The sequence below is a fragment of the Streptomyces indicus genome, from assembly GCF_900100315.1.
GTDB lineage: Bacteria > Actinomycetota > Actinomycetes > Streptomycetales > Streptomycetaceae > Streptomyces > Streptomyces indicus.
In genome coordinates this window covers 18043-39380 of sequence record NZ_FNFF01000028.1, presented here as the reverse complement: position 1 = coordinate 39380, position 21338 = coordinate 18043, and the positions used below count along the sequence as shown (strand labels likewise).

Here is a 21338-nt window from a genome sequence, read left to right as displayed (position 1 = left end):
AGTGCCCCCGGCAGGATTCGAACCTGCGACACCCGCTTTAGGAGAAAACGTAGATCGTTTTCCTGTCTCGCCGAGGTTCGCCGAGACTCACCGAGTGCCCCTGACAAGGGCTCTGACGTGCAGTTATGTGTTTCACCGAGTCTCGCCGAGACTCGTCGAGGGGGGTTTGTGGACTCTATGTGGACTCTGGCTGTCATACGGCCTTGAGCATTCGAACACCGGCCGTCTCCGGCGCCATGACCGCCCGCACCTTCGCCGCGACGTCCTCGGGCGAGTGCTGGTAGATCCATGTCACCTTGGACCCTCGATCGTGGCCCATGACCGTCTGCGTGTCCTTCTCGTCAATGCCGAGATCCTTGAGCCACGTCGCGAAGACGTGCCGCAGGTCGTGCACCCGCGGCCACCACTCGGTTCGCCCCGTCTCCGGGTTCGTCACCTTGCGGGCGAGGCCCGCGTCTTGGATGGCCGGCACCCACGTGCGGCGGAAGTTGTGCCGCGTGAGTACCCCGCCCTGCGGGCCGCGGAACACGAGCTCGTCGGCGACCAGGTCGTACGGGTCGTCTCCGATCGGCGTCACCGTCTCCCGGGGCCGCCACCGCTTGACCATGACGCGGATCGCGTCGGCCGCGGCCGGGGTGAGCGGTACGGTCCGGAACCCGGCGACGCTCTTCGGTGCCGCCTTGCGGAATAGCCTCCCGTTGTCCTCGCTGAGCACCTCCTTAACCTTGAAGTGCTGAGCGTCGAGGTCGACGTTTTCCCACCGCAGGCCGGTCGCCTCGCCCCACCGCAGCCCGGTCTCTTCGAGGAAGATCACAAGCGGTTGGTAGTACATCGGGACGTGCTTCCGGATGAGCGCGCACTGTTCCTTGGTCGGCGGCCGCACGTCGTCGGCGTGCTTCTTCGGCGCCGCCTCGATGTCGACCTCGGCGGCCGGGTTGAACGCGATGCGCTTGCCGTCCTTGACCGCGCCCCGGAGCATCATGTTCAAGAGCTCTAGGCACTTCTTCCGGGTGTGGTACCCCTTCACCTCGTTCGTGAGCCAGTTCTGCAACTCGATGTATTCGAGGTCGCACAACCGCCACTTGCCCCACTTCGGCTCTATGTGGACCGACCAGTTCGACAGCTTCCGGTTCGTGGTCGTGACCGCCTTCTTCGGCTGGCTCGGCCACCACAGGGCCCACCACTCCGAGAGGCTGATCTCTCCGCGCACGGGGTCGTTGTACGTGCGGCGCCGGACGCGGGTCCGGACGTCGTCGAGGAAGTCGTCGGCCTCGCTCTTCTTCGCGAAGTTCTTCGCCTTCTGCTTGCCCGCCGGGTCGCGGTATCGGGCCTGCCACGAGCCGATGCAGTCGCGCCGGCGCTTGCGCTCGCCGTGCTGCTCGGGCGGGTACTCCTCCATGCACGCGGCGCAGCCGCACGACTTCGACCGGAGCTGTCGGGGGTTGTTCGCTGCTCTACGAGGCATGGCGGCGCCTCGCGTCTGCCGTGGCGGTGCTCGGCCTCGTCGAGGCCCGAGTCTTACGCGTCACTGTTGATCACCTCTGCGTTCTGTCGCTGCTGCGGAACGCGGGGGAGCCGTATCGGCTCTCCGCACCAGCAGAGTGCACCGTGCTCTTCCTGCGGGATGTGGAGTTCGGCCAGTACGGCGCGAACCGCGGAGAGCGCGTATCGGTCGCGCAACTCGCCCGGGATGGTGATCAGGCCCCGGGCGGCGTCGTATGGCTCTGTGAGCTCACGGCGCGGTGCGTACCGAACACGGATACACATGAACTCTCCCCCCGAAGGCATGACGGACTGTCGGTTAGTCATATGCCAGAGGGGGAGGACTCGGGCACGCTCGCTCGATCGAAGGTAACGCGTCCCCGTGGGAGATGCACGCACTTAGGCCCGATTTTGTGGTTGCAACCTCACCGTGAGTGAGGGGCTCCGTTTGGGCGTAACCGCTGTGACCTGCGCGGACGGTTGTTCGCGGGTCAACTATGACGAGTGACGATTGCTTTCCGCGAGGGCTGCCGCCTGGATCGTCAACATCTGCTGCTGCTCTTCGGTCAGCCGGTCGAAGACGTCGAGGATGCGCTGCCGCGCGTCGGGGCTGAGCGGGGCCGGCGCCTTGCGGCCGGCGGCTGCCGTGAGGCGCTGCACGGTGTACTTCGGGTACGCCTCGGCGATCTTGCGGATCGCGTCATCGCGCGGTGTCCGCTTGCCGGCAAGCCACGTGCTCACGGTGGACGGAGACCCGCCGATCGCGCGCGCGACGTCGCTGCCGTTGACCTTGTACGTGGTCAGCAGCTCCGCGAGAACCTGCGCGATTGTCTCGTTGTCCTTGTCGTCCACGCGCATAAGACTGCCGCCCACCTTCTACTTTTCGCAAGCGAAAGTAGAAGCGTGCCGCAGTTGTGGCTCGTTCTTTAAGAAGCGGCACGGCCTCCCCGCCATGCGCACCTCGTTGTGCCTGAGCGGCCAGAGTAGAACATCTTTTCGAGTGGCGCAGCCACCTGGTAGTTCCTCGGCGAGTCTCGAACGCGCCGCGTTGACATGGTTGTGACTGTGACTGTAAAAACGTCACATCACCCCGGTTCTGGAGTGACACGGGCACCAACCGGCACGAGGTCAACATGCCAAAGCTGAAACGCAAGGGCGACGGTCAGCCATTGCGGGACGCCATGAAGGCCGCCGGCCTGTCCATCACTGGACTTGCCGACGCGACCCGCCGGGTCGACCCCGCGGGTAAGGGCGTAAGTAGCGCCACCGTCGGTCGCCTTGCGGGACGCGGGAAGTCCGCCCGCACGCGGTGCGACTGGCGGACGGCGTGGGTCATCGTCGAGGCGCTGCACAGACGAACCCCTACCCCGCTTCAAGACCTCTTTGTCATGCCTACAGCCATGCCCACAGATTTGACTGTGACAGTAGAAAGGTCAAGGGCAGATGCCGAAGAAGACTGACCGCGTCACCACGCTGCCCGGCGGGCTCGTCCCGCTGCTGACGCAGCGCGAGATCGAGACGTACTACGGCGTCTCTGACTGGCAGATCCTCCAGTGGATCAAGGCGGGCATGCCGACCGAGCCCTTCGCGGGCCGCGGCCGCCGCTTCTGCCTCGAAAAGTGCGAGCGGTGGCACGCCGAGCAGACCGCGCAGACCGAGCTCGCCGCCACCGCCTGAAACGCACGTCGGGGCCGCTTCGGACTGGCCTCCGAAAACGGCCCCTCGGCTCACCCCTCACCACCGAACTGATTGTGAGGCGATCGCCGTGATCGCACAGCGTATCCACCCCCCACGCAGCGACGACGCGAAGACGAGCGACAACCGACTCGCCGTCGAGACGACCGTCGCGTACCTCGCGCTGCCCGCCCCGACCCTCGTCGCCCGCCCCGACGCCGTGCACGTCATCGTCGCCGACTCCGACGACCTCGGCCGGTGGCTGTACCACCTCGGCGGCGAGGTGCACCGCGGCCCGCACACGGACGACGCGGCGCTGTGGACCCTTCGCACCGAGACGCCGGTACGCGGCGACGGCTCGAAGGTCGCGGTCCGCGTGCACGCCACCGTCGTTGACGGCGACGCCGTCCTCGTCGACGTGCGACGGGCGGTGGCCAATGTCTGAGCAGCACATGCCCGTTGACGGCCCGTTCCGCCTGTACGCCGAGGCGATCCCGGCCGGTGCGACGCTCGACGTCGCCTCGTTCGTCGAGCACGTCGTGCACGACCTCGTCGAGCTGCTGCTCACCGACGAGTACGCCGACCGCCTCGACGAGCTCGCCGAGGCGCAGCCGGCCGACCCGCACGAGGTGCAGCGGCCGAGCGATCTGCGGTTCGAGTCCCTCGTCGCCGACCTGGTCGACGAGACGAGCACGAAGATCCCGGTCTACGGCGCGCAGGTGCTTCGGCTCGCCGAGACGCTGCGGAAGATCGCCGTGCCGAAGCCGGTCCCGACGCAGCGCACCGAGGGCGGTGCGGCCGCGTGAAGGTGACCATCCGCGAGAACTTCCGCGTCGAGGTGACGCCGCGCGCCCTCGGCCACTGCGGCTCGTTCACGATCCCCGACGAGCGCATGAGCGGCGACCCGGCGGCCGCGTACCGCGAGCGGTGCGAGGAAATCGCGACCGCCGTCGGGCGGCACGTCGACAACGTCGAGGCCGCGATCGTCCGGTACGACACCCGCCACGAGTGCTCGTTCTGCGGGCTCACGTGGGAGGTGCTCACCGCGGCCGACGCTGCGAACCCCCGCAGTCGGCTCGACGAGCACAGCGTCGAGGGCGAACCGGTGTGCTGTGACGAGGCGATCGCCGAATTCCGCACCGAGCGGGGCATCCCCGCCGAGGGCAGCGACGAGGCGTGCGGCCCGGCGTCCGCGATCCGTTCCGAGCAGACCGATTCGGGTTGGCGGGTGCGGTGGCAGCAGGACGGCCGCCGCCGCGCGAAGACGCTGCCGACGCAGGGCGAGGCCGATCTGCTCGCGAGCTCCCTCGCCAAGGGTGGTGAGTCCTCGTGACCCGGCTCGACCAGGCCCGCCGCTCCGTCCGCGAGTTCCTCAAGCTCATGAGTGGCGACGCGGCGCCCGAGTGGCGTACCTGCTACAGCACCGACGGCACCGACGAACCGACCGGGCTCGCCCCGGCGTGCACCGACGAGGGGCACGACGAGGACGACGGCAGTGTCTACGTCTGCTGTCCCGAACCGGTCGTCGAGTGCGAGTCGTACAAGCTCGCCGAGTACCTCGTCGCGCTGCTCAACGCCGACCGCGAGGGCGGCGCCCGGTGACCGACCCGAAGAACGCCGTCGCCACCGAGCGGGGTCGCTACTACCGCGACCCCGCCGGGGGCCCGGACTTGATCAGCGTCACGAACGCCGCGGGCTCGTCGGTCCACAAACCGGCGCTTGTGCCGTGGGGTGCCGGGCTCGTCGCCGATCACGTGATCGCCGACCCGATCGCGGTCGCGCGCCGCGCCCGGACCGAGCCGACCGCGCTGCGCCGCGAGCTCGTCGCGCTGCCGAACACGAACCGCGAGCGGGCCGCCGACCTCGGCTCGCGCGTGCACCACCGTGCGCACGCGATCGTCATCGGCGCCCCGTATCCGGCCGACCCCGAGGTCGAGCCGTACGCGGTGCAGCTCGCGAAGTGGTTCCGGCTGTGGCGCGTCGACTTCGACCGCGACGTCGAGGCGGTCGAGACGACCGTTCTCAACCGGACGCACGGCTACGCCGGTACGGGCGATCTGTGGCTGTGGCTGCCGACCGGTCCGCGCGGGCGCCGCGAGCTGTGGCTGATCGACTACAAGACGAGCGCGCGCAAGCCCGCGACGACCGTCTACGCCGAGCAGCCTTACCAGCTTGCCGCGTACCGGTGGGCCGAGGCCGCGCTGCTCGCGGACGACTCCGAGGTGCCCGCGCCGCGGCCGCGCCGTACGGCCGTGCTCAACCTGCGGCCGCGCTCGCACCGGCTGATCGAACTTCCCTCCGACCGCCCGGTGTTCCGGGCGTTCCTCGGCGCGCTGCGCAGTGCCCGCCACCTGCACGAGGCGCCGGCCGAATACCCCTCGATCCTGCCGCCGTGGGCGCCGGGGTCTGCTGAACGAAAGGCGGCGTGACCCATGGGTTCCCGCATCATGACCATGAAGCGGCAGGCGGCCGAGCTCGGCCGTATCCGCACCGGTTACAGCCGACCGCACTCCGACCCCAACAAGCGGCCGGTGCCGGTCAAGAGCAAGACGTTCGTACTCAGCAGCCACTCGCGCGACTACGTCGCCGCGGCGGCCGAGCTGTACGGCGGCCGCGTCGAGGAATGGACGCCGCAGAACCAATCCGTCGCGCAGTTCCGCGTGATCACCGAAGCGAGCGAGCTGCGCGCGATCCTGCCGCAGGGCGACCCGCTGTCGCAGTCGTACGAGATGTGGAGCGGGGGCGGCTGCGCCCGGCGCTGCGACGGCGAGACCGAGCAGCTCACCCGGCGCCCGTGTCTGTGCTTCGCGCAGTACGGCGACGACTGGCACCTGCGGTCGGCTCGCGAGGTCTGCAAGCCGACGAGCCGTATCAACGTGATGTTGCCCGACCTGCCCGACCTCGGCGTGTGGCGGCTCGAATCGAAGAGCTACTACGCGGCCGACGCCATGGCGGGCGGGATCGACACCGTGCTCGCCGCGACCGAGGGCCGGTCGATGATGCCGGTCCGCATGTGGATCGAGCAGCGCACGCGGGTCGCGAACGGCAAGACCAAGAACTTCCCCGTCGTCATGGTGGTGCCGTCGCTGCCCAAGCTGCGGCACGCGCTCAATGGGCCGATCTCGACGGCGGCCGCGCTCGACCCGAGCAGCCTCGACCGCCCGGCGATCGCGGCGGCCCCGGCCGAGCGGCCCGACTACCTCGCCGACGCCCGCGCTTGTCGCACTGCCGACGAGGTGCGGCAGGTGTGGCGCCGGGCGAACGAGGCGGGGCACGTCGACCCGAAGGGCGGCGACGAGCTGTCGCAGCAGCTCATGCAGATCGCCCGCGACGTCGAGGCCGGGGTCGACCCGCGGACCGGCGTCGTCGAGGACGACGACCAGGACGACGACGAGCTCGACGACGACGGCGCGGTCGAGGCCGAGATCGTCGAGGACGCCGAGCCGCCTACCGCGTGGCCGGCCGTCGCGCAGCCCGGCGGGGGTGCGTCGTGACGCCGTGGCACCTCGGGCGCCTGTGCGCGTTCGACCTTGAGACGACCGGCACGGACGTCGAGGCCGACCGCGTCGTGACCGCGGCCGTGATCGGGCTCGGCGGCGGCGCCGAGGCGGTGTCGTCGTCGTGGCTCGCCGACCCCGGGGTCGAGATTCCCGAGGGCGCCGCGGCGGTGCATGGCATCACGACCGAGCACGCTCGCGCGAACGGTCGCCGGGCCGTCGAGGTCGTCGACGAGATCGCGGCCGCGCTCGCGGGCTACCTCGGCACGGGCGTGCCGATCGTCGCGCACAACGTCGCCTATGACCTCACGCTGCTCGACCGCGAGTGCCGCCGGTACGGGCTGCCGACGCTGCTCGACCGGTTCGTCGACGACGTGCTGTGGCCCGTGATCGACACGCGGGTGCTGGACACGCACGCGCTGCCGTACCGCAAGCGCCCGAGCAAGACGCAGGGCGCGCGGCAGCTCATCACCCTCGCGCAGGTCTACGGGCTGCCGTGGGTCGAGGACGACGCGCACGGCTGCGAGTACGACGCGCTCATGTCGGCCCGGATCGCGTACCGGATCGGGTGGCTCGCCCACACCGACCGCGAGCAGTGGCCCGAGCACATCCGTACCGCCCGCCGGCCGCGGTTCCACGCGTTCGCCGACCTCGACGTCGAGGCGCTGCACCACCTGCAAATCCGGCTCGCCGCCGAGCAAGCCGAGGGGCTCGAAAAGCACTTCCGCAAGAGCGACCCCGAGGCGCGCGTCGACCGCGCGTGGCCGCTGCGCCCGTGGGCCGAGTCCGCTACCGAGGGGGCACCCGCATGACGCACCGAATCAAGCTGGTCGACCTCGACGAGCACTCGCTCGTCGTCACGATCGACGCCGACGGCGTCACCGAGGTACACGGCGCCGGAATGTGCAAGATGCGGGCGGCCGCGATCCTGTGGGACGTCGGGACGCAGCTCGCCGCCGAGCACCCGGTCGGCCCGTGCCTGCCGCAGCCCGAACCGCAGCACGACCGGCCCGGCGAACCGCTGATCGCGCATGCGGGCAGCCTCGACCGCGCCCGCGGGCTGTGGACGGACGGCACCGGGCACGCGTGGGATCTCTCGCTCGCGTGGCGCGACGTCACCGATCAGGCGTGGCGGTGGCACGGCAGCCTCGACCGGCAGGGAACGCCGATCATGCGCAGCAGCGACGGGTCGGTGTCCGAGCCGCTCGACGTCGTGCGCGCGGTGTACGGGCCGCTCGCCCCGGTGTTCGGGGACGAGGCGTGACCGCCGGGCTCGTCGCGCCGGGCGCGGCGTCGCCGCTCGCCGACGTGGTCGCGGCCCCCGCCGGGCTGCGGGTGATCGGCCTTGATCTGTCGATCACGTCGACGGGTGTGTGCCTGCCCGACGGCACGACGTACCGGATCAAGACCCGGGCGGCCGACGTCGACCGCAGGCTGCTGCACATTCGCGACGCGGTCGCCGACGACCTCGCCGAGCACCGGCCGCACCTCGCCGTCGTCGAGGATCTGCCGACCAAGATGCAGGCGACCGCGGTCAAGGGCATCGGCGGCGTGCACGGCGTCGTCAAGGCCGCGCTACTCGACGCGGGCGTGCCGTATGCCCTGGTCTCCCCGGCGACGCTCAAGAAGTACGCCACGGACTACGGCAACGCCGACAAAGCCCGGATGGCTGCGGCCGCGTACCTCGCGGCCGGCGCCGAGTTCGCCGACGACAAGGGCGGCGACCAGTGCGACGCATGGTGGCTGCGCGCCGCCGGGCACGACGCGGCCGGCGCCCCGCTGTTCACCATGCCGAGCGCGCAGCGCAAGCGGCTGTCGGTCGTCGCGTGGCCGACGCTGCGGGGCCGGTCGGTATGAGCGGCATCGGCCCGTCGATATGCGGCCCGCACCCGGGCTACGGGCTGCGGGTGCGCCTCGATCACGCGAAGGCGAAGAGCCTCGCCTCGGCTGACTTCGCGTGCTCGTGCGGGCTGCCGCCCGAGGACGCCGTCGGTTACGACGCGGTCGCGTCCCTCGTGATCCGGGCCGAGCGCCACATGCGCGACGACTGCCCCAACCCCCACGTGCGTAAGCGGGCCGCGCTGCGGTCGGCCCGCCGGATTCAGCGAGACAGCAAGCGAAGGAAGTGACACCCATGCCGAAGATCGACAATGAGGCCGAGGTCGAGGTGAAGGTCGACAGCGGGGCCGGGTTTTTGCAGATGGCTCTCACCGCCGATCAGCGGCGCGGGTTGTTCGAGCGGCCCGGCACGAGCGTCTTCGCGATCGTGCAACTCACCTCGAAGTCGTACACCGGGCACGCGGACGGCGAGGACAAAGACCCGCAGGTGAAGGTGCGCATCACCCTCGCCGAGGTCGCGCAGGACGACCGGCAGGCGCAGCTCGTCGCCGAGGTCATGCGCGCGATGATGCGCCGCCGCAAGATGAACGACACCCTCGACGAGCTCGGCCCCGGCGCGCACGACGCCGAGGACGCCGTCGCCGATGCCCTCGCCGAGCATCCGACCGAGTCGGAGTATCAGGCGCACCTCGACCGCAAGCGCCACGGCACCCGAGTCGAGCAGTACGGATGACCCGGCCCTCGCGCAGCAGCAACGGCGCGCGCCGTACGCGGTGCCGCTGCGGGCAAACGGTTCTGCGGCAGCTCGTCGGACGTCGCGCGGCACTCGATGTGACCGCCGACGTCGCCGAGTTGACCGCGGCCGCCGCCGCCGAGCTGCGCGAGCCGAACCGCCTCGACTGGTGCCTGCGCCGCCGCGCGGACGGGCCCGACCTGGTGTGGTCCGGGCCCTCTCACCGGGCCGCCTGCCCACACCCCCACGTGATCGACCACCAGTGCACCGCCCCCGCGGCCGCACCGCCGCGGCCCCGCGCCGCCCGCACGTCCTCGGTTCCCGAGGGTCAGATCGCCCTCGTCTAAGGAGCTCACCCCCATGTCTTGGTTCGCCGTCGACGACAGCGCCCACAGCCACCCGAAGGTGGTCGCCGCGGGGAACGCCGCGCTCGGGTTGTGGCTGCGCTGCGGGACGTACGCGGCGCAGCACTTGACCGACGGCATCGTGCCCGGCGCCGTCGCGCGCATGTACGGCTCGAAGACGCAGATCACGAAGTTGGTCACGGTCGGGCTGTGGCACGAGCGCGGGCACACCTGCACGCATCCGAAGTGCGCGCAGCCGGGGCCGGACGAGTACGCGATTCACGACTACCTCGAATACAACCCCACCCGCGCGCAGGTGCAGGGCCGCAAGGAACGCGAGGCGGAGAAGAAGCGGCGGCAGCGTGCGGGCGGCGCCGGGGGCGACGGCGGACCGGGCGGCGCCCCGCGGCAGCCCCGCCTCGACGAGACGCCGGGCGCGAACGGCACCGGGCACAACCGCGCGCAGCCGATCCCCGCCGACTGGCAGCCGAGCGAGGCGGACGTGCGGGCCGCGCAGCTCGCCCGCGCCGAATCCGGCCGCGAGCAGCTCACCGACCAGCAACTCGCCGCCGTCACCCGCAAGTTCGTGCAGCGGCAGCTCGACGACCGTACGTGCGCCGTCGCGTGGGGCGGTCGGTGGCAGCAGTGGGCCGAGAACGAACGCACCGACCCGCCCCCGGGCGGCGGGGTCGTCGTGCCGTTCAACGCCCCGCAGACCAAGGGACAGCAGCAGCGCGCCGGACTGGCGCGGCTGTTCGAGCAGACCGGGGAGGTCTGACAGTGGACGTACAGGAAGTGATCAGGCTGCTCGGCGAGATCAGCCTCGTCGACGACCGGGTCGTGAAGACCGACGAGGCCGAGCAGAAAGCGCAGGTCCGCATGTGGGCCGTCGCGCTGAGCGAGGTACCCCTCGACTACGCGGGCGAGGCGGTCGGCCGGCACTACGCCGAGAGCGCCTATCCGATCATGCCGAAGGACATTACGGCGCGGTGGCGGGACACCGTCCGCGAGCGCCTGTCGCGGCAGGTGGGCACGTTCGAGCCGAGCCATCACCCCGAGCTCGACCCCGACGACAAGTACGGCAACGCCTACGTTGCCGCGCTGCGGGCCGGCCGTACGGCGGTCATGACCGGGGCCGAGCAGCCGCGCGAGTTGCCCGAGCTCGTCGGCCGGGTCGGTCGCACCGTCGAGGCGGCCCCGGCGACCGAGGGGTACCTCGCCGCGAAGGCCGCGCTCTTCCCCAAGCGCGACAAGCCCGCCGGGCCCACCGGACCGCCCGAACTCGCCGTCGGCTGCCCCGCGTGCGAGGCGGCCCCGCACCGGCCGTGCCAAACGACGAAGCGCGGCCGGCCGATGACCGGCACGCACCCCTCGCGCCGCGACGCGTACGCCGCGCAGCAAGGGGCCGCCGCATGACCGCCGCCGCCGAGCAGCCGATCGCCGACGCGTGTGTCGCGGTCATCGCGGCCGCCATCGAGGACGCCGTCGCCGACTACCCGAATGCCACCCCGGCGACGCAGGCCCGGCACGCGGTGCGCGCGCTCGCGGCGCAGGGCTGGCAGATCACCGCCGAGCCGCAGCTCGCGGCACTTACCGAAGGGGGCACCCGATGACCGACGACCTTTCGCAGATCGCGCCCGGCCCGCAGTTCATTGGCGCGCGGATCGTGCACGCCGACGAGCAACTCGCGCCGCCGCGCCGGTTCGTGCTGCGCCGCCGCGTGGACGTGTCCGGCATCAGCGGGACCGGCGACGTCGCCGACGGCGTGCTGTGGCCGGACGGCACGGCGTCGATCCGGTGGCGCGGTGAGCATCCGAGCGTCGTGTTCTGGGATCGCGGCCGCGTCTCGGTCGAGGCGATCCACGGTCACCAGGGCGCGACCGAGGTCGTGTTCGTCGACCAGGACGACGAGCAGCCGGTGCCCGCCGGCGACGGCGGGGCGCCGCTCGACCCGGCGGCCGCGCCGCTCGTGCTGCGCCGCGTGCTCGATCACGCGCTGCGGCGGCCGGTGCCGTGCCCGAACTGCACCCGCACCGCGCCGTGCCGGTGCGTCGCGGACCGGACCGAGGGACGGGTCGACGCCGTCCTCGCTGCCCTCGGCCCGTGGCTCACGACCCGGCCCGGGGACGCGGCATGACCGTCGAGTTCGACGCCGACGACCTCGACGACGACGAGCTCGACGCGCTCGCCGAGATGAGCGACGACGACCTCGCCGAGCTGTACGAGGACCCCGGCCCCGACAACCCGCTCGCCGGATACGCCCGCCCCGCGACCCGGTCCCCGCACGAGATCGACCCGTACCGCGCAGTCGACGACCTGCGCCCCCTGTAACCGCCCGCCATGAACACCCCGCGAGGAACCATGACCACCCAACCCGAGCAGACCGGCGAGCGCGTCGAACGCGTCTGCCGCGCCGCCCTCGACGAAATCCGCATGTGGCGCCACAAGCAGCCGCACACCGATGCGCCGCTCTTTGCCGAGCTCGACGCGATCCTCGACCGGGCCGCCGTCGGCCGGATCGAGGCGCACCTCGGCAACCCCGAGCCGACGTCGCTGCCCGAGGCGGTCGCGGCGCATCACACGCTGATCGAGCAGCGGCACCGCATCATCACCGACGCGCATCACGCATGGGACCTCGCCGAGGCGCACGCGATCCGGAACATCGCCCGGTTCATGCCCGCGGCCGGCCGGAAGGGCGGCGACGCATGAGGACGCACCCGAAGCACGACGCAATCGCGCGGCTGCTGCGCGAAGGGTTGAGTAACGGTGAGATCGGGCGCCGGCTGCACACCGACCGGCACGCCGTCGCCCGCATCCGGCGCGGCCTCGGGCTGCCGAACATCGTGCAGCGTGTGCAGACGCTCGACGAGAAGTGGGCGGCGAACACCCGGGCCGCCGACGGCGGGCACGTCGAGTGGACCGGCGAGCGCGGGTCGAGCAGCGGCACGCCCGTGATGCGGTACCGCGAACAGTCGTACAGCCCGGCCGCGGTCGCGTTCCGCATGCGGACCGGCCGCGACGCGCAGGGCTACGTCAAGGCCGAGTGCGGCGTGAAGCACTGCGTCGCCCCCGCGCACGTGCAGGACGAGGCCGAACGCCTCGCCGCGCGGGCCGAGTTGCACCCGGGGCCGCTCACTGGCCGGTGCCGGTACGGCCACGAACGCGCCGAGCACGGCCGGTTCGAGCCGGACGGCACCGCGTACTGCGCCCGCTGCAAGTACCTCGCGAAGTTCCCCGACAAGGACGACCGGGCGCTGCTGCCCGAGGTGCAGCCCTTGAAGCCTGCCCGCTCGTGGGAAGAAGCGTTTCGCCGCTACGCACAGCCTGTGGACGGCGGGCACCTCGTGTGGGGCGGGACGCGGGCGAACGGCACCCCGGTCGTGTCGTGGCGCGGAACGACCGTCACGGCGGCCCGCCTCGCCCTCCGTCTGCACACCGGCCGTGAGCCCGAGGGCCGGGTGACGCGGGCGTGCGACGTGCCGCTGTGCGTGGCCGGCCCGTGCTTGCAGGACCGGCCCATGCGCGAGCGGACGAACGAGCTCTTCGCGGCGATCTTCGGGGTCGCGGCATGACCGACACAGGAGCGACACCCATGAGCACACCCGACGACGAGCAGTGCGCACACGAGTCGTGGGAGGTGACCGGCGAACACCAGAGCCCGGCCGGGTTCGTGAAGTCGCGACGCTGCGCCGACTGCCGCGAGCACCTCGACCCCGTCGTCGAGGACGAACCCCATTGGGGCGACGCGCAGCAGCTCGCCGAACTGCCCGAGGGCGACGTCGAGTACACCGTCGAGGCACGGCTGCAAGCGGGCGCCCGGCGCGACCGGTGGGCGTGGGTGCCAATGGCGTTCGCGCTGCGCACCCCGGCCGCCGCCCGCACCACCCGCGATGCGATATCGGCCTCGCTGTCGGGCGCCGAGTGCCGCGTGCTGCGGTGGACGTCGACCGCGGCCGTCGTCGACGACGCCGAGCTCGACGCCGCGGTGCCCGCCACCGTGCGGCCGCTCGCCGACAAGGCCGGCCGATGACCGTCGTCCTGGTCGTCGTCGCCGTCTGGGCCGTCTCGTGCGTGCCCCTCGGCTGGTGGGCGTGCCGCCGCGACCCCGCCCCCTTGTCCCGTACCCGCCCCGAGGCGCCCCCGCGGCGCCGCTGAAACACAAGCAGGGCGCCCCATGCCGGCAAGCAATCCGGGGCGCCCCATACGCGGTGTGATCACCCTACGCCCCGTCGCACCACCAGGAGCGCACACCATGCAGCACACCGCCCGCCCCGCCCGTATCGCCGCCGACGACCTGCGCGTCGTCCTCGACCACTGGCAGCACATGCGAGACCTGATCGACACCGCTCGGCCCCGCACCGGGGCCGAGTACCTGCGCGCCCTCGATGCGCACGACGCCGCCGAGGCCGCCCTCGACCGCGCCGCGGCGGCCCCCGAGCGCGAGCACCTCGTGCTCGCCGAGCAGCCCGCCCCGCTGCGGCTGCACGTCGTCGACGCCTGCCGCGCCGTCGAGGTCACGCTCTGCTCGCTCGCCGACGAGATCGCCGCCGAGGTGCAACGGTCCCCGATCACCCCGCCGCGCCGCGCGGTCGCCGGCGACGCGGCCGCCCTCGACCTCGAACTGCTCGCGATGCGCGACGCCGCAGACGAGCGGCGGTGGCGGTACAACCTGAGCGAGCAGCGCACCGCGCCGCGGGCCGCCGAGTGGCTGCTCGCGCGACTGCACGACGAGGCCGGTCCGTTCCTCCCGCTCGACGAGGCGCAGCGCGCCCGCATCGGCCGTATCGCTCGTGAGGCGGCGCGACGAATCGAGCGGACCGTCGGGATCGAGCAGCGGCGCGCATACCCGATGGACGACCGGCCGTGCCCGTGGTGCGGCGCCACGCTCACGATGCACCGCGGCGGTAGTGATGCGGACGCCGTGACCTGCGAGAACGGTTACGACTGTGGCGCCCCGGTGCCGGTCGTCGAGGGGCGCCGCACGTGGGCGGCGCCGCACGAGCTCGTCGCCCTCGAACAGGCCCTCGCCGCGGCCGAGCAGCGGCGCAAGCGAGCCGAGGCCCGGCGCCGACAGCGCGCCGCCGCACGGGCCGCATAGGCACACAAAAGCCGCTGTCGTTCCCGCGTTGGGGTGCGACAGCGGCTCGCCCGGTCCGGTGGCCGGCTACTTCGCGGCGTGCTCCCGAAGGATCGCGGCCGCCGCGTCCGGCCCGCCGGCCTGGTCGACAAGCTCGCCGATCTCGACCGGCACGAGGGCAGCCTGCCGCGTTCGCGCTCGGCCGCGGCCTACGAGCCAGACAAGGCGCCCGCTGGCAACGCGACGCGCAACGCTCGACAGGTTGCCTTTCGCTTCTGATACGGGCAGTTCGGAGCTATCGAGCGTCCGCGGCCCGGGGGCAAGCGGCGAGGCGGCGACGTTGTACCGCGGCAGCTCAGTGCGGATCGTCTCGACCTCGGCCACTTCCGCCGCGTCCCGAGAGTCGTGCCATTCCAGCACCCGACGCTCGACGTCGCCCCACCATGGCTTTGTAGCTGCGTGCGACGCCCATCGTGCGTCGGGATCGTGAGTGATCCCGACGTACAGCAGCACGCCGGCGGCGTCGTACAGGCGGTACAGGGCGGTGCGCTTGGTCGACAGATGCGGATGAGAGCGCACTACGCCCCGCCCGTCTCGGTCTCGGCGCTGTGCCAGTACGCCGAATCGGGCCTCTCAGGGAGTTCGGCGCCGGGGCGCCGGATGTACCAGTCGATGAACGCACGCACCACCGCCGCGCGCTCGCTGCCCTGCGCCTTCACAGCGAGGTCGAAGTCGTACCACTCGCTCCCGATGCGCATCTGACGGGCGGGGGTCCTCGGCTGGTTCGGCGACATGGCCCGACTGTATTCGGGTGTAGCTACCTGCGTCATCTTCTGCCCTTTCGTCGGCCTACTTGCTCGGTGTAGCTACACCAGTTTAAGGTGTAGCTACACCTCTCAGGCAATGAGCCGGGGAGAACCGAAGGGGCGGCCCGGAATGACGACGACACTGGTCAACACCGACGGGCGTATCTGGTCGACGACGCACAGCGGGTTCGTCTTCCACGCGTTCCGCCTCGACGCGGACGGTAAGCCGGTCGCGCTGTGCCGGAAGAACGTCCGGCCGCGCTGCTACACGACCAGTCACGACGGCTGGTCGACCGCCGAGTTCGCCGACAGCACTGTCGGGGGCCGCTGCGAGCGCTGCGTCGCCAAGCTCGATGAGCTCACCGCGGACGCCGCCCCGGCCGACGAGGACGAACCCCTTCCACAGGCCGTGCAGGACGCTGCCGAGGGCGAGTTCGTCGTGCTGCCCGACGCCGACAAGGATGGCCGCACGCTCGTGTGGCGTGACCGCGACCACGCGGGCGTGATCGACGACGAGGGTCCGACCATGACGCGCGGCCGATACGCCGTATGGTCGCCGCGTGCGGCGCGACGCGACGGCGTTGTCGGGTTCTTCGCCTCGGTCGACGAGGCGGCCGAGGCGATCAAGTCCCTGTGGGCGCCGCGTGCCGTGCAGCCCACCGGCAACACCCCCACGTGCCGCGACCGGGCGCACCGCCCGTCGTGGCGGGTCGTGGTCCGGCGGGCGAATTACTCGGCGTTCAACGGCGGACGCCGCACCCCGTCGCTGTACTCGCTGCTGCGCTGCGGCACGTGCGGCGGCACATGGAGGACTAAGGCCGCGTATGTCGACGAGACGCCCGACGCCGCTTAGCTCCCAACGAAGCGGCCCCGGCCGGTGATTGCAGCACCGGCGGGGGCGTAGGACCCCGTACCCCCTCACCCCGCGAAGAGCGACAAGGACAGAGATCCGTGAAGAATCGTAGCCACCCGTCGGCGGCTGAAACGCCGCCGCCGATCCCCGGTGTCCGGTACCGGCTCGAAGAGCGCACCCGGACCGTGACGACCGTGATCAACGGCGAGCCGCGCGAGACGCCCGAGACGTATCACGTCTACGTGCCCGTACCGCCCCGCGACTTCGACCGGGCGCTGCTCGTCGGCGTCACCTCGGTCGCTGTCGCCGTCACGGCCCTGTCGGTCGCCTGGTCGACCGCGAGCATCGGCGATCTGCTCGGCACTGTCGTGATCTCCGTGATCGCCTACGGCGCGGCCGCCGTGTTCGACGCGGCATGGATCACGTGCATCGCGATCGAATGGCTCGACCGCTACGACCAGGCCCGCGCGAAGGGCGCCCGCACCGCTGGCGGGTGGGCCCTCGCGGTCGCCGTTGCCGCGATCGTCGCGCACGGCTGGATTCGCGGCAGCTTCGTTATCGGCTGCGTCGGCGGCGCTGTCTCGCTGATCGCTAAGGGGCTGTGGGTCGTCGTGATGCGGCACTTCGCCGTGCCGCTCGGCGAGGGCCCGCGGGCATGGCTGCGGCAGCGTCGCGAAGAGATCGCCGCTGAGCGCGCAATCAGTGCCGAGGTGCAGCGCCTCGACGGCGCACGGGCGTATCACGCCGCGGTGTACGGATCGACCGCCGCCACCGCGCAGCAGCTCGTCGCGCCGCAGGGGCGCAGCGAGGACAAGCCGCGGTCGGCCCCTCGCGAGGCGGGCGAGCTGCTCGCGTCCGAGTTCGCCGACATGATCCCGACGAAGGCGATCCGCGTCGTGCATGAGTCGCGGCCCGACCTCACGCCGGCCGAACTCGCCGACGTCCTGCGGCAGTACGGTCAGAACGTGACTGAGCTCGACGTCGAGCTCGTGCTCGGCGTCGCCCGGCCGACTGAGAACGCCGCACCGCGAACACCTGCGGCGCCGCAGCCCAAGACGCCCGCCCCGCGGGCGTTCGCCGACGCCGACGAGCCGCAGCCCGCGAACGACCCGGTCGACCGGATCGTCGACGACGTCCTCGCCGGGGCCGAGCTCACCGCGGCTGATGCGGTGCGGCGCGTCCGTGATGCGCTGCCCCGCCTCACCTCGACGCAGATCGCGGCGCAGCTCACCCGCCGCGGATTCGACACGGTGACCGACGGCTACGTGCGCACGGTCAACTCACGTGACCGCAGCAAGACGAAGCCGGCCGAGCCTGCCCGGCCCCGGCCGGAACCGCACGGCCCGTACCTCTAACCGGCGCCTGACGAGATCACGCCGACCCGGATCATCCCGGCCGGCGAACCGATCCCGACCGCGCCGCCGCTGCCCCCGGCTCCGCCCGGCGCGGTCGACGATCTGCATCGGCGGCGCGCTCGGACGGGGAGCCTCTGGCGTCGCCGGGCTGCTGTCCTCGGCCGACAGCACGGGCGTGCTTAAGGTGACCGGCCCGCGCCTCCCGGACGATGCACGCGCCGGACAGTCAGCGTCCTAACTGCTGGCAGCGGTCCGACGCAGGCGGCCGAGGCCGGGCACAAAGCGGCCGGTGCGGGCGGCGTACTCCTGCCAGGCATCACCGTGGATGCGCTTGAGATAGGGCTCTTCGATCCGGCGGACCTGGAGCTCGTTGCCGATGGCCATGGCGGCCAGGCCCGCCACGGAGATGGCGTTGGGTACGGCGAGGGCCAGCCCGGCGGTCATCGCGGTCAGTGCGGTGTAGATGGGGTTGCGCACCAGCGAAAACGGCCCCGATGTGACCAGCGCCGGGCGCTCGGCGGGGTCGACGGTGGTCCGCCACGAGGCGCCCATGGCCAGCTGGCAGGCGAAGACCGCCGCGATGCTCACGGCGGCCAGCACCACCCCGGCCACGCGCAGGGCGGGCCGGTCCAGGCCGGGCAGCGGACCGAGCCCGGCCAATGCCCCGGCCGGGGCCGCGACGCCGGCGGCGAGACCGCCGAGCGCGCTGGCCAGCCGTGCGCACCAGTGGAAGACCCCCGCCGGGCGCCGCACTCCGCTCTCCCCGGTCCGGCGCTGTTGGACGGCGATCCGCACGCCGCCGTCCAACAGCAGGAACACACCGAACAGCACCAGCGCCCAGGCGGCCATCGCCCTCACCCCCGGTCCGGGGCCTGCTTGCGGGCAGCCCCGAGCAGGTAGTCGCCGCTGATGCGGGTGAACGCGCCCGTCACCGCCAGGCCGTGACGCGGCAGTTCCGCGAGGAACTCCTGCGCGGTGAACCGGTCGTGCTCCGGGTGCTCGAACAGCTTGCGGTAGGAGGGGCGGGCCAGGGCGTGGGCGGTGACTTCGTCGAAGACGAACACCCCGCCCGGCTTCAGCACGCGGGCGATCTCCGCGACGGCGGATCGCCAGTCGGGGATGTGGTGGATGATCGCGAAGTCGAACGCCGCGTCGTAGGTGCCGCCCTCGGCGCCGAACGCGGCCTTGAGGTCGGTGGCGTCGCCCACGGCCAGGCGGACCCGGCCGGGCCGGTCCGTGAGACGGCGCCGGGCCTTGATCACCATGGCGGGGTCGAGGTCGAGCGCGTCGACCTTCGCGGCGCGGAAGCGGTCCAGGATCATGCGCGTGCCGTAGCCGGAGCCGCAGCCGACCTCCACCGCCCTCGCGCCGGGCGGCAGCGGGCCGCCGGCCAGCCGCAGCAGGGCCGGGACCTCGTAGAAGCGTTGCAGCGCGCGGCGGGCAGGATTGTCGACCGCCGCCTTCTCGGTCCGGTTCATCAGCATGATGCGACCCCTATAGATGACATCGGCAACGACAGCTATCATCGCCCTATGACGATGAATAGCACGGAGGCCGCACCGACGGCCACCTCCTCGTGCGGGACGCCGTCGGCGGCGGTGGCCCTGTTCCGCTCGCTGGGCGACCCGGCCCGGCTGGCGATCCTGCGGCGGCTCGCCGAGGGCGAGGCGCGGGTGACGGACCTGGTCGCCTGCGTGGGGCTGGCGCAGTCCACGGTCTCGGCGCACCTGGCCTGCCTGCGCGACTGCGGGCTGATCACCTCCCGGCCACAAGGGCGGGCCACTCTGCATGCGCTGGCGCACCCCGAGCTGCTGGACCTGCTGGCCGCCGCCGAGCAGGTGCTCGCCGCGACCGGCGAGGCCGTCGACCTGTGCCCCACCTACGGAACCACCCCTGCCGCTGAGGAGTCCGCCCGATGAGCACCACCCCCACCGCCGCCACGCCGGATGTCACGGGGCCGGCCGCGCACCGCGCCGTGCGGTACGCGAAGTTCACCATCGGCTACAACGTGATCGAGGGGATCATCGCGATCTCGGCCGGCGCGGTCGCCGGGGCGGTCTCGCTGGTCGGTTTCGGCATCGACTCCTCCATTGAGGTCGCCGCCGCGGTGGTGGTGCTGACGCGGTTGCTGGCGGAGATCAAGGGCGGCGAGCCGGACGAGGCCAAGGAACGCCGCGCGCTGAAGTTCATCGCCCTCACCTTCTTCGCGCTCGCCGCGTACGTCACCGTCGAAGGCATCCGCGACCTGTTCAGCGGCGAGAAGCCCGACACCTCGCTGGTCGGCATCGTCCTGACCGGCGTCTCCATCGTGATCATGCCGTGGCTGGCGCGGGCCAAGCGCAAGGCCGGACTGGAGATGAACTCCCGCCTGGTCGTCGCGGACGCCGCCGAGACCAAGCTGTGCGCCTGGCTGAGCGTGTCCACCTTCGCCGGCCTGCTCGCGTTCGCCGCGTTCGGCTGGACCTGGCTCGACCCGGTCGCCGGATTCGTCATCGCAGCCTTCGCCATCATGGAGGGCAAGGAAGCCTGGGAAGGCGAACTCGTCTGCGACGACGGCTGTGAGGACGACAAGCCCGCCGCCTCCGGCGAGGCGTCCTCCTGCTCGGACGGCTGCAAGTGACCGCCCCCACCACCACGGGCGTAGCCCGGTCCGGCGCCCTCAAGCGCCGGGCCGGGCTGCTGGCCCTGGCCGCCGCTCTCGCCGTCGCCGACCTCGGCCTCAAAGCGTGGGCCGAGCAGACCCTGCCCGGCTCTCCGACCGAGGGCGGCCCGCTCGACCTCCAGCTCGCCTTCAACACCGGGGTCGCGTTCTCCTTCGCCGCCCACGCCCCCGCCTGGACCGTCGTCGCCGTCACCGGGCTCATCACCCTCGCGGTCGCGGCCGCCCTGTGGCGCACCGCGCCGAAGGCGTCCCGCCTGTGGGGCGGTGCACTGGCCGTCGTCCTCGGCGGAGCCGTGGCCAACCTCATCGACCGCGCCCCGGACGGACGAGTCACCGACTACCTGCACACCGGCTGGTGGCCCACCTTCAACCTCGCCGACGTCTTCATCGTCTGCGGCGGGCTGCTCCTGGTGGCCCTCTCCTGGCGTGCTGACCGTCCGCAGCCCGCACAGACGTAGCCGTCAGTCCCATCCCGCGGCAGTCCTCAGCGCCCGCCGCAGGTCGCCGAGCGCGGGGGCGCCGGCCAGGCCGTCCGGTGTGCGGTAGACCCGGCACGCCAGCCCCGGCGCCCGTCCCTCCTCGGCGAACGGATCGCTCCCCCCGATCCGGATGGTCGGTGAGCCAGTGAAGCCGATCCGCTCCGCCTCGGCATGGTCGGCGACCACGCGGACGGTGAAGCCGACCGCGCGCAGCCCGACGTCATCCAGCGCCTGCCGCAGCCGGTCGGCGGCCACCTTCTCGTTCGGGCAGTCCGGCACAACCAGAACCTCGATCTCCATACCTCCAGGATCGCGCGCCGCCACCGGCCGGACCGCTTTTTCTCGCAAACGGCCCTTTACGCGAAGCAAGATCAACCACGGGCCGCGAGACCCACGGACGCCTGCCGGGGCGTACGGAAGGGGCCGCTCGTGTCGCACCCCCACCCCATCGGTAAAGTCTCGGCAAAGGATTTTGCCCCGCCGTACGGCCGCGGCGGGTCGTTTCCGTGCTCACGGTGCGTGACCGAGGTGCGGGGC

At 71.9% G+C, this 21338-nt stretch carries 35 protein-coding genes; 28 read left to right on the top strand and 7 right to left on the bottom strand.

Annotated features, from left to right (window positions below):
• Positions 1-193 precede the first annotated feature (193 nt).
• Together BLT97_RS35585 and BLT97_RS35575 are read right to left on the bottom strand one after the other, a co-directional pair.
• Positions 194-1399 (bottom strand): tyrosine-type recombinase/integrase, encoded by a 1206-nt coding sequence (locus tag BLT97_RS35585; RefSeq protein WP_093617922.1) that lies wholly within the window; start codon positions 1397-1399, stop codon positions 194-196.
• Positions 1400-1977: 578 nt separating this feature from the next.
• Positions 1978-2334 (bottom strand): helix-turn-helix domain-containing protein, encoded by a 357-nt coding sequence (locus BLT97_RS35575; protein WP_176954009.1) that lies wholly within the window; start codon positions 2332-2334, stop codon positions 1978-1980.
• 591 nt (positions 2335-2925) lie between these two features.
• Between BLT97_RS35575 and BLT97_RS35565 the strand changes: the two genes are divergently transcribed.
• The 23 genes from BLT97_RS35565 (at position 2926) to BLT97_RS35465 (ending at position 14667) form a co-directional block, all read left to right on the top strand.
• Positions 2926-3159 carry a hypothetical protein gene (locus BLT97_RS35565; protein WP_093617914.1) on the top strand — a complete coding sequence of 78 codons (234 nt, stop codon included), beginning with the start codon at positions 2926-2928 and terminating at the stop codon, positions 3157-3159.
• 88 nt (positions 3160-3247) lie between these two features.
• A complete protein-coding gene (locus BLT97_RS35560) occupies positions 3248-3601 on the top strand; it encodes a hypothetical protein (protein ID WP_093617912.1) in 354 nt (117 codons plus the stop codon).
• Positions 3594-3962, top strand: a complete 369-nt coding sequence (locus tag BLT97_RS35555; RefSeq protein WP_093617910.1) for a hypothetical protein — start codon at positions 3594-3596, stop codon at positions 3960-3962. Before BLT97_RS35560 ends, BLT97_RS35555 begins: the two co-directional genes overlap by 8 nt.
• Entirely contained in the window at positions 3959-4489 is a 531-nt protein-coding gene (locus BLT97_RS35550) for a hypothetical protein (RefSeq protein ID WP_093617908.1), read from the top strand. The genes BLT97_RS35555 and BLT97_RS35550 overlap by 4 nt, the downstream gene beginning before the upstream one ends.
• Positions 4486-4758 carry a hypothetical protein gene (locus tag BLT97_RS35545; protein WP_093617906.1) on the top strand — a complete coding sequence of 91 codons (273 nt, stop codon included), beginning with the start codon at positions 4486-4488 and terminating at the stop codon, positions 4756-4758. The genes BLT97_RS35550 and BLT97_RS35545 overlap by 4 nt, the downstream gene beginning before the upstream one ends.
• The gene (locus BLT97_RS35540; protein ID WP_093617904.1) at positions 4755-5585 is read left to right on the top strand and encodes a hypothetical protein; all 831 of its coding nucleotides are present in this window, start codon (positions 4755-4757) and stop codon (positions 5583-5585) included. Before BLT97_RS35545 ends, BLT97_RS35540 begins: the two co-directional genes overlap by 4 nt.
• Positions 5586-5588: 3 nt before the next feature.
• On the top strand, positions 5589-6650 hold the full coding sequence (locus BLT97_RS38210) for a recombination directionality factor (RefSeq protein ID WP_245769732.1): 1062 nt from the start codon (positions 5589-5591) through the stop codon (positions 6648-6650).
• Positions 6647-7465, top strand: a complete 819-nt coding sequence (locus BLT97_RS38205; protein ID WP_093617928.1) for an exonuclease domain-containing protein — start codon at positions 6647-6649, stop codon at positions 7463-7465. Before BLT97_RS38210 ends, BLT97_RS38205 begins: the two co-directional genes overlap by 4 nt.
• Positions 7462-7917, top strand: a complete 456-nt coding sequence (locus BLT97_RS38805; protein WP_245769731.1) for a phiSA1p31-related protein — start codon at positions 7462-7464, stop codon at positions 7915-7917. Before BLT97_RS38205 ends, BLT97_RS38805 begins: the two co-directional genes overlap by 4 nt.
• Positions 7914-8510 (top strand): crossover junction endodeoxyribonuclease RuvC, encoded by a 597-nt coding sequence (locus BLT97_RS35525; RefSeq protein ID WP_245769730.1) that lies wholly within the window; start codon positions 7914-7916, stop codon positions 8508-8510. The genes BLT97_RS38805 and BLT97_RS35525 overlap by 4 nt, the downstream gene beginning before the upstream one ends.
• Positions 8480-8782 carry a hypothetical protein gene (locus BLT97_RS35520; RefSeq protein ID WP_245769729.1) on the top strand — a complete coding sequence of 101 codons (303 nt, stop codon included), beginning with the start codon at positions 8480-8482 and terminating at the stop codon, positions 8780-8782. Before BLT97_RS35525 ends, BLT97_RS35520 begins: the two co-directional genes overlap by 31 nt.
• Before the next feature lie 5 nt (positions 8783-8787).
• Positions 8788-9225 carry a hypothetical protein gene (locus tag BLT97_RS35515; RefSeq protein ID WP_093617899.1) on the top strand — a complete coding sequence of 146 codons (438 nt, stop codon included), beginning with the start codon at positions 8788-8790 and terminating at the stop codon, positions 9223-9225.
• Between the two features lie 98 nt (positions 9226-9323).
• A complete protein-coding gene (locus BLT97_RS35510) occupies positions 9324-9572 on the top strand; it encodes a hypothetical protein (RefSeq protein WP_245769728.1) in 249 nt (82 codons plus the stop codon).
• Between the two features lie 13 nt (positions 9573-9585).
• Positions 9586-10347 carry a hypothetical protein gene (locus BLT97_RS35505; protein WP_093617895.1) on the top strand — a complete coding sequence of 254 codons (762 nt, stop codon included), beginning with the start codon at positions 9586-9588 and terminating at the stop codon, positions 10345-10347.
• A 2-nt stretch (positions 10348-10349) separates the two neighbouring features.
• Entirely contained in the window at positions 10350-10985 is a 636-nt protein-coding gene (locus BLT97_RS35500; RefSeq protein ID WP_093617893.1) for a zinc finger domain-containing protein, read from the top strand.
• Positions 10982-11182 (top strand): hypothetical protein, encoded by a 201-nt coding sequence (locus BLT97_RS35495; RefSeq protein WP_093617891.1) that lies wholly within the window; start codon positions 10982-10984, stop codon positions 11180-11182. The genes BLT97_RS35500 and BLT97_RS35495 overlap by 4 nt, the downstream gene beginning before the upstream one ends.
• On the top strand, positions 11179-11706 hold the full coding sequence (locus tag BLT97_RS38200; RefSeq protein WP_176954008.1) for a hypothetical protein: 528 nt from the start codon (positions 11179-11181) through the stop codon (positions 11704-11706). Before BLT97_RS35495 ends, BLT97_RS38200 begins: the two co-directional genes overlap by 4 nt.
• A complete protein-coding gene (locus BLT97_RS35485; protein WP_093617889.1) occupies positions 11703-11900 on the top strand; it encodes a hypothetical protein in 198 nt (65 codons plus the stop codon). The genes BLT97_RS38200 and BLT97_RS35485 overlap by 4 nt, the downstream gene beginning before the upstream one ends.
• A 30-nt stretch (positions 11901-11930) precedes the next feature.
• Positions 11931-12278 carry a hypothetical protein gene (locus BLT97_RS35480; RefSeq protein ID WP_093617887.1) on the top strand — a complete coding sequence of 116 codons (348 nt, stop codon included), beginning with the start codon at positions 11931-11933 and terminating at the stop codon, positions 12276-12278.
• Positions 12275-13141 carry a helix-turn-helix domain-containing protein gene (locus BLT97_RS38195; protein WP_176954007.1) on the top strand — a complete coding sequence of 289 codons (867 nt, stop codon included), beginning with the start codon at positions 12275-12277 and terminating at the stop codon, positions 13139-13141. The genes BLT97_RS35480 and BLT97_RS38195 overlap by 4 nt, the downstream gene beginning before the upstream one ends.
• Positions 13142-13161: 20 nt before the next feature.
• Positions 13162-13599: a hypothetical protein gene (locus tag BLT97_RS35470; RefSeq protein WP_093617885.1), complete on the top strand. Its 438-nt coding sequence runs from the start codon at positions 13162-13164 to the stop codon at positions 13597-13599.
• Entirely contained in the window at positions 13596-13724 is a 129-nt protein-coding gene (locus BLT97_RS38950; protein WP_281251168.1) for a hypothetical protein, read from the top strand. Before BLT97_RS35470 ends, BLT97_RS38950 begins: the two co-directional genes overlap by 4 nt.
• A gap of 97 nt (positions 13725-13821) precedes the next feature.
• Positions 13822-14667: a hypothetical protein gene (locus tag BLT97_RS35465; RefSeq protein WP_093617883.1), complete on the top strand. Its 846-nt coding sequence runs from the start codon at positions 13822-13824 to the stop codon at positions 14665-14667.
• Positions 14668-14733: 66 nt separating this feature from the next.
• Here the strand turns inward: BLT97_RS35465 and BLT97_RS37455 are convergent, their stop codons facing one another.
• Positions 14734-15225 (bottom strand): GIY-YIG nuclease family protein, encoded by a 492-nt coding sequence (locus BLT97_RS37455; RefSeq protein ID WP_107407058.1) that lies wholly within the window; start codon positions 15223-15225, stop codon positions 14734-14736.
• A complete protein-coding gene (locus BLT97_RS35455; protein WP_093617881.1) occupies positions 15225-15440 on the bottom strand; it encodes a hypothetical protein in 216 nt (71 codons plus the stop codon). The genes BLT97_RS37455 and BLT97_RS35455 overlap by 1 nt, the downstream gene beginning before the upstream one ends.
• Before the next feature lie 142 nt (positions 15441-15582).
• Here BLT97_RS35455 and BLT97_RS35450 point away from each other — a divergent pair, with 142 nt between their 5' ends.
• On the top strand, positions 15583-16305 hold the full coding sequence (locus BLT97_RS35450) for a hypothetical protein (protein WP_093617879.1): 723 nt from the start codon (positions 15583-15585) through the stop codon (positions 16303-16305).
• Positions 16306-16403: 98 nt separating this feature from the next.
• On the top strand, positions 16404-17660 hold the full coding sequence (locus BLT97_RS35445) for a hypothetical protein (RefSeq protein WP_143041440.1): 1257 nt from the start codon (positions 16404-16406) through the stop codon (positions 17658-17660).
• 234 nt (positions 17661-17894) lie between these two features.
• On the opposite strand, the gene BLT97_RS35440 is transcribed toward BLT97_RS35445, so the two are convergent.
• Together BLT97_RS35440 and BLT97_RS35435 are read right to left on the bottom strand one after the other, a co-directional pair.
• The gene (locus BLT97_RS35440; protein ID WP_093617875.1) at positions 17895-18509 is read right to left on the bottom strand and encodes a methyltransferase family protein; all 615 of its coding nucleotides are present in this window, start codon (positions 18507-18509) and stop codon (positions 17895-17897) included.
• A 5-nt stretch (positions 18510-18514) separates the two neighbouring features.
• Complete coding sequence (locus BLT97_RS35435) at positions 18515-19138, bottom strand: class I SAM-dependent methyltransferase (protein ID WP_245769727.1); 624 nt, start codon at positions 19136-19138, stop codon at positions 18515-18517.
• 54 nt (positions 19139-19192) lie between these two features.
• On the opposite strand from BLT97_RS35435, the gene BLT97_RS35430 reads away from it, so the two are divergent.
• The 3 genes from BLT97_RS35430 to BLT97_RS35420 are packed head-to-tail and all read left to right on the top strand — an operon-like array spanning position 19193 to position 20780.
• Entirely contained in the window at positions 19193-19579 is a 387-nt protein-coding gene (locus tag BLT97_RS35430; protein WP_093617871.1) for an ArsR/SmtB family transcription factor, read from the top strand.
• Entirely contained in the window at positions 19576-20280 is a 705-nt protein-coding gene (locus tag BLT97_RS35425; RefSeq protein WP_093617869.1) for a cation diffusion facilitator family transporter, read from the top strand. The genes BLT97_RS35430 and BLT97_RS35425 overlap by 4 nt, the downstream gene beginning before the upstream one ends.
• The gene (locus BLT97_RS35420) at positions 20277-20780 is read left to right on the top strand and encodes a signal peptidase II (protein ID WP_093617867.1); all 504 of its coding nucleotides are present in this window, start codon (positions 20277-20279) and stop codon (positions 20778-20780) included. Before BLT97_RS35425 ends, BLT97_RS35420 begins: the two co-directional genes overlap by 4 nt.
• Before the next feature lie 3 nt (positions 20781-20783).
• Here BLT97_RS35420 and BLT97_RS35415 read toward each other — a convergent pair whose 3' ends face one another.
• Complete coding sequence (locus tag BLT97_RS35415) at positions 20784-21101, bottom strand: hypothetical protein (RefSeq protein ID WP_093617865.1); 318 nt, start codon at positions 21099-21101, stop codon at positions 20784-20786.
• Positions 21102-21338: the final 237 nt, after the last annotated feature.

What these genes read in the sequence shown, in the direction of transcription:
- BLT97_RS35585 (WP_093617922.1), bottom strand. Translation starts at nt 1,399, where the DNA reads ATGGAGGAGTACCCGCCCGAGCAGCACGGCGAGCGCAAGCGCCGGCGC.
- BLT97_RS35565 (WP_093617914.1), top strand. Translation starts at nt 2,926, where the DNA reads ATGCCGAAGAAGACTGACCGCGTCACCACGCTGCCCGGCGGGCTCGTC.
- BLT97_RS35555 (WP_093617910.1), top strand. Translation starts at nt 3,594, where the DNA reads ATGTCTGAGCAGCACATGCCCGTTGACGGCCCGTTCCGCCTGTACGCC.
- BLT97_RS38210 (WP_245769732.1), top strand. Translation starts at nt 5,589, where the DNA reads ATGGGTTCCCGCATCATGACCATGAAGCGGCAGGCGGCCGAGCTCGGC.
- BLT97_RS38805 (WP_245769731.1), top strand. Translation starts at nt 7,462, where the DNA reads ATGACGCACCGAATCAAGCTGGTCGACCTCGACGAGCACTCGCTCGTC.
- BLT97_RS35515 (WP_093617899.1), top strand. Translation starts at nt 8,788, where the DNA reads ATGCCGAAGATCGACAATGAGGCCGAGGTCGAGGTGAAGGTCGACAGC.
- BLT97_RS35505 (WP_093617895.1), top strand. Translation starts at nt 9,586, where the DNA reads ATGTCTTGGTTCGCCGTCGACGACAGCGCCCACAGCCACCCGAAGGTG.
- BLT97_RS35495 (WP_093617891.1), top strand. Translation starts at nt 10,982, where the DNA reads ATGACCGCCGCCGCCGAGCAGCCGATCGCCGACGCGTGTGTCGCGGTC.
- BLT97_RS38200 (WP_176954008.1), top strand. Translation starts at nt 11,179, where the DNA reads ATGACCGACGACCTTTCGCAGATCGCGCCCGGCCCGCAGTTCATTGGC.
- BLT97_RS35485 (WP_093617889.1), top strand. Translation starts at nt 11,703, where the DNA reads ATGACCGTCGAGTTCGACGCCGACGACCTCGACGACGACGAGCTCGAC.
- BLT97_RS35480 (WP_093617887.1), top strand. Translation starts at nt 11,931, where the DNA reads ATGACCACCCAACCCGAGCAGACCGGCGAGCGCGTCGAACGCGTCTGC.
- BLT97_RS38195 (WP_176954007.1), top strand. Translation starts at nt 12,275, where the DNA reads ATGAGGACGCACCCGAAGCACGACGCAATCGCGCGGCTGCTGCGCGAA.
- BLT97_RS35470 (WP_093617885.1), top strand. Translation starts at nt 13,162, where the DNA reads ATGAGCACACCCGACGACGAGCAGTGCGCACACGAGTCGTGGGAGGTG.
- BLT97_RS38950 (WP_281251168.1), top strand. Translation starts at nt 13,596, where the DNA reads ATGACCGTCGTCCTGGTCGTCGTCGCCGTCTGGGCCGTCTCGTGCGTG.
- BLT97_RS35465 (WP_093617883.1), top strand. Translation starts at nt 13,822, where the DNA reads ATGCAGCACACCGCCCGCCCCGCCCGTATCGCCGCCGACGACCTGCGC.
- BLT97_RS35455 (WP_093617881.1), bottom strand. Translation starts at nt 15,440, where the DNA reads ATGTCGCCGAACCAGCCGAGGACCCCCGCCCGTCAGATGCGCATCGGG.
- BLT97_RS35450 (WP_093617879.1), top strand. Translation starts at nt 15,583, where the DNA reads ATGACGACGACACTGGTCAACACCGACGGGCGTATCTGGTCGACGACG.
- BLT97_RS35440 (WP_093617875.1), bottom strand. Translation starts at nt 18,509, where the DNA reads ATGGCCGCCTGGGCGCTGGTGCTGTTCGGTGTGTTCCTGCTGTTGGAC.
- BLT97_RS35435 (WP_245769727.1), bottom strand. Translation starts at nt 19,138, where the DNA reads ATGAACCGGACCGAGAAGGCGGCGGTCGACAATCCTGCCCGCCGCGCG.
- BLT97_RS35430 (WP_093617871.1), top strand. Translation starts at nt 19,193, where the DNA reads ATGACGATGAATAGCACGGAGGCCGCACCGACGGCCACCTCCTCGTGC.
- BLT97_RS35425 (WP_093617869.1), top strand. Translation starts at nt 19,576, where the DNA reads ATGAGCACCACCCCCACCGCCGCCACGCCGGATGTCACGGGGCCGGCC.
- BLT97_RS35415 (WP_093617865.1), bottom strand. Translation starts at nt 21,101, where the DNA reads ATGGAGATCGAGGTTCTGGTTGTGCCGGACTGCCCGAACGAGAAGGTG.